Raw genomic sequence first — 18,391 nt, 5'->3', positions numbered from 1 at the left:
ACGAATTGCCGTCGTCCCGGCGCAGGCGGGACGGCGGAACTACCCCCCGGCCCACACATCCAGCACGTAGCGATTCTTCGTGCCCATCTCGTCGATCCAGCGCTGCCCGGCTTCCGCGCCTGCGCCGGAGTGTTCGCGATAGATCGCGACCAATGCGGCCTTGACGTCCGGCTCCATCTTGCCGCCATCGCCGCAGACATAGATGATCGCGCCCTGCTCGATCAGGCTCCATACCCGGTCCTTCTGCGCCGCGACCAGGTGCTGCACATAGGTCTTCGGCCCGTCGGCGCGCGAGAACGCGGTGTGCAGTTCGGTGATGCCGTTGGCTGCGAACGCTTTCAGTTCGTCGGCGTAGAGATAATCCTGTTCGGGATGACGGCAGCCGAAGAACAGCATCGCCGACCCGAGGCTGGCGCCCTTCGCCTTGCGGTCGGCGCGCTCCTGCAGAAAACCGCGGAACGGCGCCAGGCCGGTGCCGGGCCCGATCATGATGATCGGCTGGGCGGCGTCGTCGGGCAGCCGGAAGCCGGCCTTGGTTTCGCGAACCGTGGCGTGGATGGTTTCCCCGTTGCGGCGGCCGGCGAGATAATTCGAGCAGACGCCCCTGTAGATGCCGCGGCCCGAACTTGCGGGCGCCTCGACCACGGCGACGGTGACGCTGCAGCGCGCGGCATCGCCAGCGGGCGACGACGAGATCGAATAATAGCGCGGCGCCAGCAGCGACAGCATTTCCAGATAGGCATGGAACGGCAGTTCGCAGGCCGGATGTTCCTCCAGCAGGTCGAACACCGATTTGCGCTTTCCCAGCACCTCGGTCCGGTACCGCTCCGTCGAATCGGCGTCGTCGCCGACAAGGCTAAGCAATTTCGGCTTGGTGACCGGACACCGGGTGTTTTCCGACATGATCTGGATCTGCTTGCGGGTCGCGACCTGCTGCAACTCGACGAACTCGGTCAGGAGACGCCCGACCGACACCGCGTCGCCGACCGGCAATTGCGCGCGGCGGCCTTCGGCGACCTGCAGCCGGATTTGATCGGCCGGCAAAAAGCCGAAGCGGCGCGCGACGGAATCGACCAGCGCCGGATCGTTGCGCGGCACTACGCTGAGGTGGTCACCGACGCGATAGGTGATGTTGGACGGCAGTTGCACCTCGATATGCCGGGTCGAGCGGTCGGATGGCTGGGCGCCCGCCTTGTTCTGCAGCTCGGAATTGACCAGCATCTTCATCGGCGCAGCGCCGCCCAGGGCGACGATCGCATTCACCGCTGAGGGCGCCACCGGCTCGATCTTGTAGAGCGGCTCGTCGTCGGCGCTGCGCGTGATGTTCGAGGCGAGGCCGAACTCCTGCGCCGCCGCCGGTCCCAGTGCGGCGAACCATTTTTCGAACTGGCCATCGAGGTCGCTGCGGGCATCGCCCTCGCCGCGCGCATAGACGCTGCGCCCGCCATGCGCGGCCAGTTGCTCGTCGATCCCGCGCGGAACCGATTGATAGGTTGCAGCCCAGTCGCTGTTGCCGCAGCCGAACACGGCATAGCGCAGCTTTGCAAAGGCATCCTTCGGCAAATCGCCACCGAGCCATTTGACGAATTGCGTGGCATTGTCGGGCGCAGCGCCATTATAGGACGCACAGAAGATCAGGACGCCGCCCTGCTCCGGTAGCTTGCCGACGTAATCGTCGAGCGGCGCGAGTTTGGTCGCAAAGCCGTTGACCTCGGCGAGATCGGCGACCCGCGTCGCCAGCTCTTCCGCGGTGCCGAGGTTGGATCCATACAGAACGAGCAGCGGCGTGTTGTGTCCCGGACGCGTCCGGGCGCGAGGCGCCGCCGCGGTCGACACTGCGGCCGCCGCCGTACCGCCGGTGAACGCACCGCGCTCCCGGTCGGCGCGCGGACGAACCTTGATCTTGAAGCCGTCGGGCTTGATCGTCAGCGTTTCCTTCAGATGCATCTGGTAGCGGTGATTATCCACCAGCTTGAAGCGCTGCAGGATCATGCCAATCGCCAGCGCCGCCTCATGCATGGCAAATCCGCGCCCGATACAGGCGCGCTGGCCGTTGCCGAACGGCTTCCACGCGTTGATCGGGCGCGCCGCCTCGGCCTCGCGGCTAAAGTTTTCCGGATCGAACTTGTCCGGGTTCGGTCCCCACACGCTCGGATCGCGGTGCAGCGCCATGACGAGCACGGTGACGAAGGTGTTCTTCCTCAGCTTGTATTTGCCGCCGATGGTTTCGTCATTGAGCGGCGCGATGCCGTAGGCCGGCGCCGGCGGCCACAGCCGCAGCGCCTCTTTGAGGATCTGCGTGATGTAGGTCAGTTGCGTGACCTGCTGATAGGTCGGCCGGGCGTTGGTATCGGGCCCGAGCACCCGGTCGACTTCCTCATAGGCCTTCTTGAGAATGTCGGGATGCTTGAGCAGCGCGTAGATCGTGCAGGACAACAGGCCGCTCGTGGTCTCGTGGCCCGCGATCAGAAACGTGTTGATCTGGTAGCGGATGTTGACGTCGTCGAGTTGCTCGCCGGTTAAGCGGTCGACGCCGGTCATCATGGCGCCGAGCATGTCCTTCTTGCCCTCGGCGGCTTCGGCGTTGCCGCGCCGCTCGGCGATGATCTCGTCGACCATCCTGTTCATGAAGGCGACGTCCTGCGCCAAATCCTTGCGGCGCTTCTGCAGCCACAGGCCCTCGAGCGGCAGGCCGCGGGTCATCATGATGGTCTCGAGCGAGCGCACCAGCGATTCGACGAATGGATGGTAATCGCGGCGGTAGAAGGAATTGAAGCGGTAGTCGAACCCGCAGAGGCCGATGGTGTCGAGCGTCAGCGCCGTCATGTCGTGAACGACGTCGATCTCCTCGTCGGCGTTCAGCCGCTCCCATTTCTTGACCAGCTGCTCGGCGATATCGACCATGCTCGGGTGATAGGACTGCATCGCGCGGTTGCCGAACGGCTGCAGCAGGATGTTGTGCGCCTTGCTCCAGTTCGGCTCCGAGGTATCGGCGGTGAACAGCCCGTCGCCGCCGACCGCGCGGACCCGGCGCAGCGAGCCGCGCACCGCCTTGTCGAAGCGCGTTTCGTCGCTGAGTTCATCGACGAGATCGTGGCCCGACACGATCACCAGCGGCGCCCCCATCATGTCCAGCCAATAGATCGGCCCGAGCTCCCTCGTCAGCCTTACCAGATGCTGCACCGGCGCGTTCGGATCCAGCGACAGCATGTTGCCGACCACGGGCTTTTTCGGCGGATGCGGGATCGGACTGAGTTTATTGGGTGACGCCATTGCGGTAGTCTCTCCTGCGATCTCGCTACATAACCAGCGTCATCCCCGGACGAACGCACTTGCGTTCGCTCGGGAGGTGCGCGCACTTGCGCGCCTCGAAGGATGGGCCGCTTGCGCCCGTCGCCGCATCCTTCGAGGCTCGCCGAAGAGGGCTCGCACCTCAGGATGACGACACCGGATACGCCTCACCCAAATCTCTTCCTACGCCATTCGATCAGCTTGGCGCTGACCTCTTCCGGCTTTTCCTGCTGCGTCCAATGGCCGCTGCCCCGGACCAGATATTTTTCCAGATCGAGAACGAGCTTCTCCATGCCGTCGGCGGCGGAGGGCGGCAGCACCGCGTCGTTCTCGGCCATGATCATCAGCGACGGTACCCGTACGGTGAAATCGAGGCCGGCCGAGCCCTGCCAGTTGCGGGTGAAGTTGCGATACCAGTTGATGCCGCCGGTGAAGCCCGTCTTCGTAAAGGTGTCGACGAAGACCTGCTTTTCCTCCGGCGACAGGATCGGCGTGCGCGGATCGTGCTTGGCGTCGTAATTCGCGATCATCTGCGGAAACGCCAGATTGAGTCGCGCTGACGCGCCGACGCCCGCAATAGGCTGTTCTTCCGGCGTGCCTTCGGGGCGCGTCACCGGCTTGCGCATGAAGGCGTCGAAAGTCTGCTCGACACGGCTGCCGAAGATCTTGTCGGGTTCGCGGCCGGGGGCCTGAAACTGCACGATATACATGCTGTCGCCGAAGCGCTGGCGGAACAGCTCGATCGGATCCGCCGGCGCGCGACCCAGGTGAGGCGTGTTGACCCCGACGACCCCGGCGACGCGTGAAGGATGCCGCAGCGGCATCTGCCAGACGACAAAGCCGCCCCAGTCGTGGCCGACGAAAATCGCCTTGTCGATCTTCAGATGGTCGAGCAGGCCGACGAGATCGCCGGTCAGGTGCTCCATGTCATAGGCTTCGACCGGCTCCGGCCGGTCGGTCGCGCCATAGCCACGCTGGTCCGGCGCGATCACGCGGATGCCGGCCTCGCCCAGCGCCTTGATCTGGTAACGCCAGGAAAATGCGATCTCCGGCCAGCCATGGCAGAGAATGACCGGTGGCTTGTCGGTTGTCGGGCCCGCCTCGTAATAACCCATGCGGATCCCGTTGGTCTGGGCGAACTGCAGCGGCGGCATCTCTATCATCGAACGATCTCTGTTTTCTCTTGGGCATGATCTGTCGAAAAACCGGTTTCCCACCCCGCATCAACTGCGGGGCAGGCTTTTTTCGGATCATGCCCTATTCAGCTGCGCCCTTGATATCGGCGGGCGGTGGCGCGAGCGCCTTTTCCAGCGCCTCGAATTCGAGCGGAAGCATGTCGCACAAAACCTGGACATGGGGAATGATGTTGGCGCCGGCGATGAAGCCGAAATCGAGCTGGTCGCGATAGCTCTGCACGGTGATGTTGAGCGCAAGCCCGTGGGTCGAGATTGACACAGGGAAGATGTGCAGCAATTCGGCGCCGGCCGCATAGAGCGTCTGCCGCGGCCCCGGCACGTTGGAGACCGTGATGTTCGCCGCCGGCGGCAGCACGTTGGAGAGATCGGAGCGGCTGTAGAGCAGCGCCATGATCTGGACCAGGATCGGCGTGCCCAGCATCGAGATATTAGAGACCTGCGGCATGAAGGCGCGCAGCGGATGCGACATCTCCTTCGACTTGGTGGATTGCGCGATGATGGTTTCCAGCCGCGTCTTGGGATCCTCGACGTTGGTGGCAATCGAGCAGATCATGCCGAACACCTGGTTGTTGGCGTCGGTGTTGCCCTCTTCGCGCAGCGAGATCGGCACCGCGGCGGTCATCGCCTTGGCCGGGAGGGCGCCGCGCTCCAAAAGATAGCGCCGCACCACGCCGGAGGCGAGCGCCAGCACGACGTCGTTGAGCTTGCCGCCGGATTGTTTGGCCAGCGCCTTGGCTTTCGACAGCGAGATCGAGGTGCCGGCAAAGCTGCGCTCCGACGAGATCGCCTTGTTCAGGATCGTCGAGGGCGAAACCATGCTGGCGATGCTGTCGCGCGATTTGGGATCGGTGACCTTGCCGATCACCTCGGAGACGCTCTTCAGCATCGTCGGCACGCTGCTGGCGAATTTCACCGCGCTCTCGATCTGGAACATGGCGTTGTCGAACAGGATCGACCCGAGATCGCTCTTTCCGGAGCGCGGCAGGTCGATGGTCTTCGGGCTCGACGAGGCATCGAATGGCTGCCGCCAAAGCGCCTGATAGGAATCGATGAGGTTGGCGGCGATGTCGCGCGGCTCCGGCCCGCCCTTGGCCTGCGGAATCGGCGGCTCGACCACCCGCGGCACCGGCGTCACGTCGTAGATCATGTTGGTCAGCGCCGCGCCTGCGCCGCCGTCGATGCAGGCGTGATGCATCTTGGAGTAAAGCCCGATCTCGTTGTCCTTCATGCCCTCGAAGACATAGAACTCCCAGAGCGGACGGGCGCGGTTGAGCAGTTTGGCATGCATCCAGCCGACGATGCGCTCCAGCGTCGCGCGGTCGTAGGGGGCCGGCAGGCTGCCGCGGAAAATATGCCGGTCGATATCGAACTGGTCGTCCTCGACCCAGGACGGATGATCGATGTCGAGCGGCGCCTTTTCCAGCCGCGCTTTCAGGATCGGCGCGATGTGCAGCCGGGAGGCGATCATCGCCTTGAACTCTTCGAAGAAATTGCCGTTGTAATTCTCGGGCAGGCGAAAGATCGCCATGCTTCCGACATGCATCGGCATTTCCGGCGTTTCCAGATACAGGAACGAGGCGTCCATCGAGGACAGCTTTTTGGCGTCGCTCATATTTTTCCTCCCGAGAAACAAATCACGCGGCGCCTTGGCGGCGCTTCTGGCGTTCTCACGGCCCTGAAGATATCAGGACATCGATCAGGATTGTGCATTTTCCGGGGGCGCATATGCAATGGCAAACGGCCCCGATCGGTCAAATTGCCTGAATTCACCCTCCGGCTGCGCCAGCCGATCGGCCACCGCCCATAGCGCGGCGGGATTGACGCCCAGACCTACGTGGCTGGCGAGATAGACCTCGATATTTTCGGCCGTTTCGGACGGGCGCAGCAGGCAGGTATGGTAGTTCACGATGCCATCGGTACGGGAATAGATCGAGGTAGCGGGAACCGGCAGGTCGCCGGCGATCGCCTCCCGGATCTCCGGATTGTCGTTCACGCCCTCGCCCGACAACGCCTCGTAGAGCCGCGTGGCGTTGGTCGCCCTGACATCATTGGCGAACGGACTGCCGAGCGTGATCACCGATCGCACCATGTCCGGCAGTTGCAGTGCGAGATCGCGCGCGTAGACGCCGCCGAGACTCCAGCCGACGATAGAGACCTTGCGCCCGGTGATTTCGTGAATCCGTTTCAGGAGGTCGCGCAGCGCGCCGCGCAGACCGGAGATGCCGCCGAGATTGCGGCCCATGTTCCAGGCATAGGCGTCGTAGCCGAGTTCCTTGAGATATCGCCGCATCGGCGCCATCGACAGGTCGCTGGCGAGAAATCCCGGCAGCGTCAGCACCGGATGACCGTCGCCCTTCGGCGCGCGCAGCAATAGCGGCGACAGCAGCAGGCTCGAATTGAGTTCGAACAGGCTCCTCGCCTCGGCCAGCATCAGGAACAAGCTCGGTGCACGAAGCTTTTTTTGTTCCGCCGGCGCGCTCCCGTCCGTCGCGGCCACTATTTCTTACTCTTGCTGGCGCCACCGAGGCCGGCCATGGTCACGAACATGTCCTGAAAGCGCTCGGCGATCTTGGGATCGAAGGTGAACCAGCTCTGCATGAGGGCTTCGGGCGAGACCTTTTCGATATTGCTCAGCATCTGCTGTTGCAGCTTGTCCATCACGGCCGTCTGCATCGGCTGCACATCCGGCAACCCAATAAACTGCCGGGCTTCGAGGGGCGTGCAATCTATTTCGACGTTTACCTTCATGACCGCTCCTTCTCTTGATCGCCTGCCGCAGTATCGCCGCGTCAGGCTGAGTCACGCAAGGACAAGACACTGCCCTTGCCCCTCATTCGTCCCACATGGTCAACCAAAACGCTCCACCGCAAAAGGCCTGATATCGGCGAACGGGACCTCGCCGGTCATCATTTCCGCCAGCAGGCGGCCGGTTGCAGGCCCGAGCGTCAGCCCGTGGTGCTGGTGGCCGAAATCGAACCACAGCCCGGCATGGCGGGGCGCCTTGCCGATCACCGGCAGCATATCCGGCAAGCAGGGCCGCGCCCCCATCCAGGGTTTGGCCTCGATCGGGTCTCCCAGCGGAAACAGCGCATGCGCCCGCGGCAGCGCCCGCAGCACCTGGAGCGGCGTTGGCGGCGCATCGCGGCGGGCGAACTCCACACCCGTGGTCATGCGAATGCCGCGGTTCATCGGCGCCAGCAGGTAGCCGAGATCGGAGTCCAGAACGGGATGATTGAGCACGGCATTGCCGCGCGGCTGAAGATGCAGATGATAGCCGCGCTTGATGTTGAGCGGGATCGAATAGCCGAGCGGACCGAATATCTGATCGGACCACGGCCCCATCGCGACGACGACCTCGCGCGCGGTCACCGCCCCCTCCAGCGTCGCCACCCGCCACCGCCCGCCGGACGCTTCGAGCGTTCGCGCGTCGCCGACGAGAAACCGCCCGCCCTTGCGGCCGAACAGCGCCGCATAGGCCTTGGCGAGGCCCCCGGGATCAGGAACGAAGCCGGGTGTTGGAAAATAAGTTGCGCCGGCGAAGTCACCGGTCAGATTGGGCTCGCGCGCCGCGATCGCCTTGGGATCGAGAATCTCGCTCGCAACGCCATATTGTTTGGCGCGTTCGAGGTCGCGGCCGGCATTGGCAAGCGTCGCTTCGGAGCGAAACAGCTTGATCCAGCCGGTGCGCCGCAACAACTCCGGCACCCTGGCTTCCGCGATCAGCGCCTCGTGCTCGATGAGGCTGCGCTGGATCAGCGGCAACTCGGCCATCGCGCTGTGCAGTGCCCGCGCCGGCGAAGACGCCAGATAATATCGCACCAGCCACGGCAGGAATGCCGGAAGATCGGACAGGCTGTAGCGCACCTGCGGCGAGCGATTCATCGCGTATCGCAGGATCTGGCTGAAATCCCGCGGAAACATGTAGGGAAATACCGAGGCGCATTCGATCAGCCCGCCGTTTCCAAAGCTGGTCTCTTCGCCGGCGAGCGCGTGCTTGTCGATCAGGACCACATCGCGGCCCCGCTTCTGCAGATGCAACGCAGCGCCGACGCCGACCATGCCCGCACCCAGGACGAGTACATCGGCCTTCAATTCCGCCATCGGCGCTCCGAAAGTTGAATGTCACGCGCTTGCGCGCCCGGCTTAAGGTGAAGCTAGTCATTGCGGCATTGCGACGCAAACCGGTTCGCCAATACGGGAAATCGCGCTTGCGCGGCGGCCAAACTCTGGCAACAATACAAAAAGGTAATATCTGCCGGTAGCGCGCGAACCGGCTGATCATAACGGGAACAAGGTCAGTCATATGTCGGTACGTCAGAGTTTGCTTGCAACGGCCACAGCCTTAACTGTCGCGATTGCGACGCTGCCGGCATCGGCCCAAACCTTGCGCTACGCCAACCAGGGCGACCTGAAATCGCTGGATCCCTATACGCTCAAGGAAACCACGACCATTGCGCATCATGCGCATGTCTATGAGGGCCTGGTCACCCGCGACAAGGATCTGAAGATCGTTCCGGCATTGGCGGAAAGCTGGGAAATCCTGAAACCAACCCAGTGGCGCTTCCATCTGCGCAAGGGCGTCAAGTTCCACAATGGCGACCCCTTCACCGCCGAGGACGTGATCTTCTCCGCGGATCGCGTGCGTGCCACGGGCTCCAATTTTCTGACCAACGTTGCGACCGACGCGAAGTTCGTCAAGGTTGACGATTACACGGTCGACGTGATGCTCGACTCGCCCAATCCGATTCTCGTTTCGCAATGGGACGGCTGGTTCATCATGGACAAGAAGTGGTGCCAGGAAAACAACTCGGTGGCGCCGACGCCCGCCTCGGCGACCTCGCCGAGCTACGCATCGCTGCACGAAAACGGCACCGGCCCATTCTACATCGAGAGCCATCAGCCGGGCGTGAAGACCGTGTTCAAGGCTAACCCGAACTGGTGGGGCAAGCCCGAACATAATTTGAAGGAAATCGACTTCACGCCGATCGCTTCCGCCGCGACGCGCGTTGCCGCCCTGCTCTCGGGCGAAGTCGACGTCATCGAGCCGGTTCCGATTCAGGACATTGAACGCGTCAATGCGAGCGGGATCGCCAAGGTTCTGACTGGGCCGGAACTGCGCACCATCTTCCTCGGATTGGACCAGACCCGCGACGAATTGCTGTACTCGAACGTCAAGGGCAAGAACCCGTTCAAGGACATCCGCGTCCGCGAAGCCTTCTACAAGGCGGTCGACGTCGACCTGATCCAGAAACGCGTGATGCGCGGCCTCTCGACCCCGTCGGCGCTGATGGTCGCCCCGCCGCTGTTTGCGCTTTCCAAGGAGTTCAAGCGGCCGAAATTAGACCCCGACGAGGCCAAGAAACTGCTGACCGAGGCCGGTTACCCCAGCGGCTTCGAAGTCACGATGGATTGCCCCAACGACCGTTACGTCAATGACTCCGCGATCTGCCAGGCCGTGGTCGGCATGCTGGCGCGCATCGGCGTCAAGGTTGACCTCCTGGCGCAGCCGAAGCAGCAGTTCTTCGCCAAGGTCTTGAAGCCCGGCGGGTTCAAGACCTCGTTCTATATGTTGGGCTGGACGCCGGCCTCATCGGACTCGCACAACGTGCTGCACGACATCATGGGCTGCCGGGACGACGAAAAGGACCCCAACCGCGGTGAAGCCAATCTCGGCGGGTACTGCAACAGGGAACTGGACGTCCTCACCGACAAGATCCTGGTCGAGACCGATGCGGCCAAGCGCGACCAGTTGATCAAGCAGGCCTTCGAAATCGGAAACAAGGACTACAGCTACGTCCCGCTGCATCAGCAGGCCCTGGCCTGGGGCGTCTCGAACAAGGTGAAATTGACCCAGCGCGCGGACAACGAAGTGCTGTTGTACTGGGCGACCAAGCAGGAGTAGCAGCTTGAATGCACGGGTCCCGGGAGCCTCGCGCCTCCGGGACTTTTCGTTACGGTTCGCAATGACGCGCACCGCACTTGCAGAGAAGTGAAAGGATCACATGCTCGCTTTCACTCTTCGCCGGGCGATCCAGGCCATGGGCGTCATGATCGCGGTCGGCATCATCGCGTTCTCGATGTTCCGGTTCGCCGGCGACCCCGTCAACCAGATGGTTGCGATCGACACCTCGGCCGCCGAGCGCGCCGCGATCCGCCAGTCCCTCGGCCTCAACGATCCCGTGCCGGTCCAGTTCGTGCACTATTTCGCCAACGCCGCGCAATTCAAATTTGGCGTCTCCTACCAGTTTCGCCAGCCGGTCTCGGACCTCCTGAAGGAGCGAATGCCGGCGACGCTGGAACTCGCGATCTGCGCCACGATTTTCGCGATGGTGTTCGGCATCCTGATGGGCGTCTATTCGGCGCTGCGGCGTGACACCGTGCTTGCCAAGATATTCCAGGCGGTATCGCTGATCGGAATCTCGCTGCCGACTTTCCTGATCGGCATTCTCCTGATCTATCTGTTCGCGGTGACGCTGGGCTGGCTGCCCTCGTTCGGCCGCGGCGAGGTGGTGCGGCTCGGCTGGTGGACCACCGGCCTGCTCACGGTTTCCGGCCTCAAGGCGCTGATCATGCCGTCGATCACGCTTGGCTTGTTCCAGATGACCCTGATCATGCGGCTGGTGCGCGCCGAAATGCTCGAAGTGCTCCGCACCGACTATATCCGCTTCGCCCGCGCCCGCGGGCTGACGACGCGGGCGATCCATTTCGGCCACGCGCTGAAGAACACGCTGGTTCCCGTGATCACGGTGGCCGGGCTGCAGTTTGGCTCGGTTATTGCATTTGCAATCATCACCGAAACCGTATTCCAGTGGCCCGGCATGGGCTTGCTATTCGTACAGGCAGTGCAAAACGTGGATATCCCGATCATGGCGGCGTACCTGCTGATGGTGTCGCTGATCTTCGTCACCATCAATCTCGTGGTCGATATCCTCTATACCGTGGTCGATCCGCGCCTGCGCTCGACCATCAGCCGTCCGGGCTAGAGCGAGATTTTCATGTCCGACGCCGTTGTCCCACACCAAGCCGAACCGAGCGCACCGCACGGCCGCGGCTGGTTGCGGCGCGCGCTCGAAAGCGACGTGTTCTATTCATTCCGCCGTTCCAGACTGACAATGGTGGCGGCGGCCATCACGATCCTGTTTTTCCTGCTGGCGATCTTCGCTTCCGTCCTGGCCGTTCAGAACCCGTTCGATCCGGCACAGCTTCAGTTGATGAATTCGCGCATCGCGCCGCTGTGGACAGCCGACGGCCAAAGCCCGTTCCTGCTCGGCACCGATGAGCAGGGCCGCGACGTGCTTTCGGCGATCCTGTACGGCCTGCGCATTTCGCTCGTGGTCGGCGTGCTCGGCGTCGTGTTCTCCGGCGCGCTCGGCATCATGCTCGGCCTGATCGCGGGCTATGTCGGCGGCGCCGTCGACAGCCTGATCATGCGGATCGCCGACGTGCAGCTCACCTTCCCTGCCATTTTGATCGCTCTGCTCGTCAACGGCGTGGTCAAGTCGGTGTTCGGCAACCGGCTGGACGCGATGAACATGCTGGCCGTGCTGGTGGTTGCGATCGGCCTTAGCTTCTGGGTGCAATATGCCCGCACCGTGCGCGGCTCGGTGCTGGTGGAGAAGAGCAAGGATTACGTCGCCGCAGCGCAGCTGATCGGCCTGCCCGCCCCCGTCATCATGCTGCGTCACGTGCTGCCCAACACGATGGGGCCGATCCTCGTCATCGCCACCATCAACCTCGCGCTTGCCATCATCACCGAGGCGACGCTGTCGTTTCTCGGTTCAGGGATGCCCGATACCATGCCCTCGCTCGGCACCCTGATCGGCATCGGCAACAATTATCTGTTTTCCGGCGAATGGTGGATCGTCGCCTTCCCCGGCATGGCGCTCGCGGCGTTGATCCTTTCCATCAACCTGCTCGGCGACTGGCTGCGCGACGCGCTCAATCCGAAGCTCAGATGAGACGCGGCTTTCTCAGAGATTTGGCTGTATGACCGCTCCTGTTCTCTCGGTGCGTAATCTCGAGGTGGAGTTCGTCACCCGCCACCATACGCTGCGCGCCATCGACGGGGTTTCGTTCGACATCGCCAAGGGCGAAGTGCTCGGCGTGGTCGGGGAATCCGGCGCCGGCAAATCGGTCACGGGACTTGCGGTGATCGGGCTGATCGACCCGCCCGGCCGGATCGCCGGCGGCGAGATCTATCTGTCGGGCATGCGGATCGATCATCTGCCGCCGGAAGAGATCCGCCGCATCCGCGGCAAACGCATCGGCATGATCTTTCAGGATCCGCTGACCAGTCTCAATCCGCTCTACCGGATCGGCGACCAGATCATCGAGACCATCCGCACCCACAGCAATTTGTCGGAGTCCGCAGCGCGCAAGCGCGCGATCGATCTGTTGGCCGAGGTCGGCATTCCCGCACCGGAAAAGCGCATCGACGCCTATCCGCACGAATTCTCCGGCGGCATGCGCCAGCGCGTCGTGATTGCACTGGCGATCTGCGCCGGGCCGGAGCTGATCATCGCGGACGAGCCGACCACCGCGCTCGACGTCTCCGTCCAGGCCCAGATCATCTCCTTGATCAAGCGCCTCGGCCGCGATCACGGCACAGCCGTCATGCTGGTGACCCACGACATGGGCGTGATCGCCGAAACCTCCGACCGGGTTGCTGTGATGTATTCCGGCCGGATTGCCGAGATCGGGCCGGTACAGGACGTCGTGCAGAACCCGCTGCATCCCTACGCCAAGGGCCTGATGGGCGCGATCCCGACATTGGCGGGCGAAGACAAGCGGCTGGTGCAAATTCCGGGTTCGATGCCGCGGCTGTCGGCGATCCCGCCGGGCTGCTCGTTCAACCCGCGCTGCGCGTTCGCATTCGATCGCTGCCGCGTCGAACGGCCGGAGCCAACTCCGCACGCCACGCAGGCGGTGGCCTGCCATCTCTACGACCCCGCCGCCAAGGAAAACGTCAAGGAGACCGCGGCATGAGCCCGGCACCCTTCATCGACGTCAGGAATTTGCGCCGCGTGTTCGACGTTTCAAAACCGTGGCTGAACCGGGTGCTCGAAGGCGGCCATCTGGAATTTCTCAAAGCGGTCGACGGCGTGACCTTCGATATCAGGCGGGGCGAGACGTTTGCGCTGGTCGGCGAATCCGGTTCGGGAAAGACTACCGTCGCGCGCATGGTGGTCGGACTGTTGCCGCCGAGTTCCGGCGAGGTGATCATCGACGGCATTTCGATGACCGACCGCAAGCAATCGCAGGCTCGCCAGCGTCTGCGCCGCCGCATCCAGATGATTTTTCAGGACCCCTATGCGAGCCTCAATCCGCGCTTCCGGGTCGATGCCATCGTCGCAGAGCCGATTCGCGCCTTTGATCTGATCCAGGGCGAGCGCGACATCAGGGCGCGCGTCGGGGAGTTGTTGAACCTGGTCGGCCTGCATGCCGATGACGGCCTGAAATTTCCGCATGAGTTCTCCGGCGGCCAGCGGCAGCGCATCGCGATTGCGCGGGCGCTGGCCTCGGAAGCCGAATTCATCGTCTGTGACGAGCCGACCTCGGCGCTGGACGTCTCCGTGCAGGCGCAGATCCTCAACCTGATGCGCGACCTGCAGGACAAATTCGGTCTGACCTATCTCTTCATCAGCCATAACCTCGCGGTGGTCCGCCACATGGCGAGCCGCATCGGCGTGATGTATCTCGGCCGCATCGTCGAGATCGCTGAGGGGCGCGAACTCTTCAACAATCCGCGGATGCCCTACACCAAGATGCTGCTCGGCGCGGTTCCCGATCTCGCGATGTCCGGCCGGCAGCGGATTCCGGTCAAGGGCGAGATCCCCAATCCGATCGATCCGCCGCCCGGCTGCGCCTTCAATCCGCGCTGCCCGCTGGCGTTCGATCTCTGCCACAAGGTGGCGCCATCGCTGATCGACGGCGTCGCCTGTCACGCCGTCAACAATCCGGTCCCGGCGAAAGCTTCCGCATGATCACGCGAATGGAAGCCAACCTTGTCAACCAAACGGTTGGCAGCGGGCCTCTCCTGTGATCAAGTGCGCCCGCACCAAGATACCAGCGCAAACGAAACGATAGGTTCCCATGGGCAACATCAATCCCGATCCGTTCACGACCCGGCCTGAAATCGAAGGCACGTTCGGGGTCGTCACCTCGACCCACTGGATCGCGACCGCCGTCGGGATGGGTATTTTGGAGAAAGGCGGCAACGCCTTCGACGCCGGCGTCGCCACCGCGTTTACGCTGCAAGTGGTCGAGCCGCATCTGAACGGCCCGGGCGGCGACGTCCCGATCATCGTGCATGACACCAGGCGCGCGCGCACCGAGGTGATCTGCGGCCAGGGCCCCGCGCCTTCGAAAGCGACCATTGCGCATTATCGCAGCGAGGGGCTGGAGATGGTGCCCGGCACCGGACTTTTGGCCGCCTGCGTGCCCGGCACATTCGAATCCTGGATGCTGCTGTTGCGCGACTACGGCACGATGCGGCTGCGCGACGTGCTGGAGCCCGCGATCGCCTATGCCCGCGACGGTTACCCGCTGGTCGAGCGCGCCGCCGCCACCATCCAGATCGTCGAAAAACTGTTCCGCACGCACTGGAAGACGTCGGCGGCGGTCTATCTGCCGAACAATGAGGTGCCCAAACCCGGCACGCTCTTCACCAACAAGACGCTTTCGGAAACCTATGCGCGCATTCTCAAGGAGGCCGAAGCTGCGGGAGGCGACCGCACAGCCCAAATCGAAGCCGCGCGAAAGGCCTGGTCGCACGGTTTTGTGGCCGAGGCGATCGACAAATTCTGCCGCACCCAGGACGTGATGGACGTCAGCGGCTCGCCGCATCGCGGCGTGCTCTCGGCCGACGACATGGCGCGCTGGCAGCCGACCATCGAGGCGCCGCTGACCTATGATTACGGCCGCTACACCGTGTGCAAGGCGGGGGTCTGGAGCCAGGGCCCGGTGATGCTGCAGCAGCTGGCGCTGTTGAAGGGATTTGAGCTCGACGGGCTCGATCCCGCCGGCCCCGAATTCATCCATCTGCAGATCGAGGCAGCCAAGCTTGCGTTTGCCGACCGCGAGAAGTTCTATGGCGATCCCAAGTTCACGGAGATCCCGATCGCGACCTTGCTGTCGGACGCCTATAACGACGAACGCCGCAAGCTGATCTCCAGGGATAAAGCCTCGCTCGACTTCGTCCCCGGCTCGGTCGAAGGTTTTGGTTCGGTGGTCAAACTGCGCCGCGCCGAAGGCCATCGCGAGGCCGTCGGCGCGATGGGCGCGGGCGAGCCGACCGTTGGCCGGTTCGGCGAGGTGCGCGGCGACACCGTGCATTTCGACATCATCGATCAGGCCGGCAACATGATCTCGGCGACGCCGTCCGGCGGCTGGCTGCAATCCTCGCCGGTTATTCGGGAACTCGGCTTCTGCCTCGGCAGCCGCGCCCAGATGTTCTGGCTCCAGGAAGATCATCCGGCGGCACTGGCACCCGGCAAACGCCCGCGCACCACGCTCTCGCCCACCATGTGCTATCGCGACGGTGAGCCGTACATGGCCTGGGGTTCGCCCGGCGGCGACCAGCAGGATCAATGGACCACGCAATTCTTCCTGCGGCACGTCCACGCCAAATTGAACCTGCAGGAAGCGATCGACGCGCCGGCCTGGCATTCCGAACATTTCCCGATTTCGTTCTGGCCGCGCACCGCGCGCCCAGGCGTGCTCGTGGTCGAAAACCGCGTGCCGAAGGCGACCGTGGATACGCTGAAGAGCCGCGGCCACGTCGTCGAGATCGGGCCCGACTGGTCGGAGGGACGCCTGACCGCGGCTTCCAAGGTAGGCCGCCGCCGCCGCGCCGCTGCCAATCCGCGGGGCATGCAGGGCTATGCGGCCGGACGGTAGGCTGAGATGACTGTCAGCGCATGATGACTTCGCATCGAATCGCAGAGCGAGCCCCAAACTCCACCTCGCCCCGCTTGCGGGGAGAGGTCGGAATTCAAGCACAGCTTGAATTCCGGGTGAGGGGGAGCCTCCGCGAACCCGATTTCCACCTTGTTTGCCGAACAAGCCCCTCACCCCAACCCTCTCCCCGCGAGGAGCGGGGAGAGGGAGAGAAGATTTGAGATGACCTGGTCGATCATCGCCCGCGATAGCGCTACCGGCCGTTTTGGCATCGCGGTCGCGACGCGTTTTTTCGCGGTCGGCGCCCGCGTGCCGCACATCGCCGCCGGATGTGGCGCTGTCGCGACGCAGGCGCTGGTCAATCCCTATTACGGCATCGACGGCGTGAAATTGCTGCGCGAGGGGCGCGAATCCTGCGACATCGTCAAAACCTTGATCGCTGCCGACAGCGGCCGGGAGAGCAGGCAACTGCACGTCATGGATGCCAAGGGCCGCATCGCGTCTTTCACCGGCAAGGAATGCGTCGACTGGTGCGGGCATATTCAGGGCGACGGCTTTTCGATTGCGGGAAATATGCTGGCGGGTGCAGCCGTGTTGGATGACACTGCGAAAGCCTATGCCGCGAGTGCCAGCCTGCCCTTCGCCCGGCGGCTGATCGCAGCGATGCGGGCCGGCGAAGCCGCCGGCGGCGACAAGCGCGGCAAGCAATCGGCGGCGCTGCTGATCCACGGCGAGGAAGAATGGTCCGATCTCGACCTGCGCGTCGACGACCATGCCGATCCGCTTGCCGAGCTGGAGCGGCTTGAACAAGTCAGCCGCGAGCGCTGGGTACATTTCCGCCAATTTCTCCCGACCCGCAAAAATCCGGCCGGGGTGACCGACCGCGAGACCATCGACGCCGGGATCAACGCCGCGATTGCGAGTCAGGGATGACAGCGAGCCCGCTGATCGAAATCGAGGGATTGCGCGTCATCTTCCATGGCGATGACGGCCGTTCGACACATGCGGTCGATTGCGTCGATCTCAGCGTCGCCAACGGCGCGACACTGGGGCTGGTCGGCGAATCCGGCTGCGGCAAGAGCGTGACCTCGCTCGCGATCATGGGGCTGCTGTCAAAATACTCCGCCGAAGTCTCCGGCTCGATCCGGTTCGACGGCTTCGATCTGCTCGACGTCCCCGACCAGACGTTGCGCGACCTCCGCGGCAATCGGCTGGCGATGATCTTTCAGGAACCGATGACCTCGCTCAACCCGAGCTTTACCGTCGGCGACCAGATCATCGAGACCATTTTGCGCCATCGCGGCGGAACGCGGCGCCAGGCCCGCGAGCGCGCGATCGAGCTGTTGCGCCGCGTCCATATCCCCTCGCCCGAAAAGCGCATCGATGAATATCCGCACAAGCTTTCCGGCGGCATGCGCCAGCGCGTGATGATCGCGATGGCGCTGGCCTGCGATCCCAGGCTTCTGATCGCAGACGAGCCGACCACCGCACTCGACGTCACGCTGCAGGCGCAGATTCTCGATCTGATGCGCGAATTGAAAGCCGCAAGCGGGGCCGCGATCATTCTGATCACCCACGATCTCGGCGTCGTCGCCGAAGTCTGCGACGAGGTCGCCGTGATGTATGCCGGCGAAATCGTCGAACGCGCGCCGGTGGACGAATTGTTCGCCAACCCGCAGCATCCCTACACCGTCGGCCTGCTCGGGTCGATCCCGCGGCTCGACCGCCGCGCCTCGCATCTGGCGACCATCGAGGGTATGGTGCCGAACATGGCCAATCCGCCATCCGGCTGCCGCTTTGCCGCGCGCTGTCCGTTCGTCAGCGACATCTGCCTCGCCGCGCCGCCACCGCTGGCGTTGCTGAGCCCAAGTCACGCGTCGCGCTGCGTCCGGGCCCCACTGGAGAGGCTGGTGTCGTGACCGCACTCCTCTCCCATCTCGTGCCCCGGGCGCGGTGCAGCACAGGCGTAGCGCAGTGGTGCACCGCTGAACCGGGGCCTAACTTTG

Annotated in this window: 14 protein-coding genes; 8 read left to right on the top strand and 6 right to left on the bottom strand. The window is 63.8% G+C overall.

Annotated elements, in window-relative coordinates; all coding sequences use genetic code 11:
- Positions 1-39: 39 nt before the first annotated feature.
- The 6 genes from NL528_RS15860 to NL528_RS15835 form a co-directional block, all read right to left on the bottom strand.
- Positions 40-3,273, bottom strand: a complete 3,234-nt coding sequence (locus NL528_RS15860) for a cytochrome P450 (protein ID WP_309183614.1) — start codon at positions 3,271-3,273, stop codon at positions 40-42.
- A 185-nt stretch (positions 3,274-3,458) separates the two neighbouring features.
- Positions 3,459-4,454 carry an alpha/beta hydrolase gene (locus tag NL528_RS15855; protein WP_309183613.1) on the bottom strand — a complete coding sequence of 332 codons (996 nt, stop codon included), beginning with the start codon at positions 4,452-4,454 and terminating at the stop codon, positions 3,459-3,461.
- Between the two features lie 94 nt (positions 4,455-4,548).
- Positions 4,549-6,099: a wax ester/triacylglycerol synthase family O-acyltransferase gene (locus NL528_RS15850; RefSeq protein WP_309183612.1), complete on the bottom strand. Its 1,551-nt coding sequence runs from the start codon at positions 6,097-6,099 to the stop codon at positions 4,549-4,551.
- A gap of 84 nt (positions 6,100-6,183) precedes the next feature.
- A complete protein-coding gene (locus NL528_RS15845) occupies positions 6,184-6,987 on the bottom strand; it encodes an esterase/lipase family protein (protein ID WP_375144057.1) in 804 nt (267 codons plus the stop codon).
- Entirely contained in the window at positions 6,984-7,235 is a 252-nt protein-coding gene (locus tag NL528_RS15840; RefSeq protein WP_074280644.1) for a DUF6489 family protein, read from the bottom strand. Before NL528_RS15840 ends, NL528_RS15845 begins: the two co-directional genes overlap by 4 nt.
- 99 nt (positions 7,236-7,334) lie before the next feature.
- Positions 7,335-8,588: an FAD-dependent oxidoreductase gene (locus NL528_RS15835; protein WP_309183611.1), complete on the bottom strand. Its 1,254-nt coding sequence runs from the start codon at positions 8,586-8,588 to the stop codon at positions 7,335-7,337.
- Positions 8,589-8,790: 202 nt separating this feature from the next.
- Between NL528_RS15835 and NL528_RS15830 the strand changes: the two genes are divergently transcribed.
- From NL528_RS15830 to NL528_RS15795, 8 genes are all read left to right on the top strand, one after another.
- Positions 8,791-10,389, top strand: coding sequence for an ABC transporter substrate-binding protein (locus NL528_RS15830; protein WP_309183610.1), 1,599 nt, complete (start codon positions 8,791-8,793; stop codon positions 10,387-10,389).
- Positions 10,390-10,489: 100 nt separating this feature from the next.
- Entirely contained in the window at positions 10,490-11,470 is a 981-nt protein-coding gene (locus NL528_RS15825) for an ABC transporter permease (RefSeq protein ID WP_309183609.1), read from the top strand.
- A 12-nt stretch (positions 11,471-11,482) separates the two neighbouring features.
- Entirely contained in the window at positions 11,483-12,445 is a 963-nt protein-coding gene (locus tag NL528_RS15820; RefSeq protein WP_309183608.1) for an ABC transporter permease, read from the top strand.
- A 28-nt stretch (positions 12,446-12,473) separates the two neighbouring features.
- Positions 12,474-13,472 carry an ABC transporter ATP-binding protein gene (locus NL528_RS15815; RefSeq protein ID WP_309183607.1) on the top strand — a complete coding sequence of 333 codons (999 nt, stop codon included), beginning with the start codon at positions 12,474-12,476 and terminating at the stop codon, positions 13,470-13,472.
- A complete protein-coding gene (locus NL528_RS15810) occupies positions 13,469-14,470 on the top strand; it encodes an oligopeptide/dipeptide ABC transporter ATP-binding protein (protein WP_309183606.1) in 1,002 nt (333 codons plus the stop codon). Before NL528_RS15815 ends, NL528_RS15810 begins: the two co-directional genes overlap by 4 nt.
- Positions 14,471-14,579: 109 nt before the next feature.
- Positions 14,580-16,385, top strand: coding sequence for a gamma-glutamyltransferase family protein (locus NL528_RS15805; RefSeq protein ID WP_309183605.1), 1,806 nt, complete (start codon positions 14,580-14,582; stop codon positions 16,383-16,385).
- Between the two features lie 222 nt (positions 16,386-16,607).
- Complete coding sequence (locus NL528_RS15800) at positions 16,608-17,318, top strand: DUF1028 domain-containing protein (protein WP_309183604.1); 711 nt, start codon at positions 16,608-16,610, stop codon at positions 17,316-17,318.
- Positions 17,315-18,304, top strand: a complete 990-nt coding sequence (locus NL528_RS15795) for an ABC transporter ATP-binding protein (protein WP_309183603.1) — start codon at positions 17,315-17,317, stop codon at positions 18,302-18,304. Before NL528_RS15800 ends, NL528_RS15795 begins: the two co-directional genes overlap by 4 nt.
- The last annotated feature ends 87 nt before the right edge of the window (positions 18,305-18,391 follow it).

Source organism: Bradyrhizobium sp. Ash2021 (assembly GCF_031202265.1).
Taxonomy (GTDB): Bacteria; Pseudomonadota; Alphaproteobacteria; order Rhizobiales; family Xanthobacteraceae; genus Bradyrhizobium.
Note: the sequence above shows the minus strand (reverse complement) of the source record. Positions and strands in the feature narration are given on the sequence as shown.